Below are 870 nucleotides of genomic sequence, written 5' to 3'. Positions count from 1 at the left end.
GGGGCGGCGGATCGAGGTTCCGGAGGCCGCGGAGCTGGGAGTCGCCGTCGACGGCGCGGACGACCGGGGGGCGTGGTGGCCGGGCGGCGCGTCCGGGGCGGCGACTCCCAGCTCCGCGGCCTCCGGAACCTCGATCCGCCGCACCTTGGGGAAGATCTCGTCCGGCAGCGCCTGGTGATCCTTCTCCGGCTGCTGCCATCCCGCGTTGGGCCCGTAGCGTTCGACGTCGCCGTACCCGATGTGCGGCTGGGTCTGGAAGCCCCGCCACTTCCCGTCGGCGACCCCCGTGTTGAACCGGTCGGCGAGGGCGAAGTCCCTGGCCAGGCCCGCCTCCGCGGCGGCCGCCCGGTCGTTCGTCGCCGCCCGTCCCTGCCGCGCGTACAGCAGGTTCTTGAACTCGTCCTCCCGTAACCCGTACAGGTTGGCCGTCGCCAGCACCGGGTAGCCCACCAGCTCGAACCACGCGTCCTGGACACCGGCCGGCAGCTTCCGCCCCAGCCGCTCCGCCCGCCGGGCCAGCGCGCCCCACTCCTCGGTGACGCGCTCCAGCTCGTGGTGCCCGAAGAAGAACGGCGTCTCCTTGTCGTCGTAGACGATCGCCCCCTCGTCCTTCGCCGGGTCCTTCGACGGGTCGAGGGTGATCCTCCGGTTCAGCAGCTCGGGCTTACGGCGGGCCTGCAACTGCCCGTACGCGCTCAGCACCTCGGCGATCTCGTCGGCGAACCGCCCGCCGAAGTTCTGCCGGGCGAACCCCCGCTCCCACTCCTCCAGGTTCTCCAACCCCCAACGGCCGGGCCTCCAGGCGTAGTTCAGGAAGAACTCGGTGGGCAGCTCGTTCCCCTTCAGGTCGCCGACGTTCGCCACCCACAG

1 protein-coding gene is annotated in these 870 nt (G+C 72.1%); it reads right to left on the bottom strand.

All coding sequences use genetic code 11. From position 1 onward, the window contains the following. A partial coding sequence (locus AOK15_RS48080) for a glycosyl hydrolase 115 family protein (RefSeq protein WP_240508799.1) occupies window positions 1-870 on the bottom strand: 870 nt, incomplete at both ends.

This window comes from Streptomyces ossamyceticus, from assembly GCF_001418475.1.
GTDB classification, from domain to species: domain Bacteria; phylum Actinomycetota; class Actinomycetes; order Streptomycetales; family Streptomycetaceae; genus Streptomyces; species Streptomyces ossamyceticus.
Note: the sequence above shows the minus strand (reverse complement) of the source record. Positions and strands in the feature narration are given on the sequence as shown.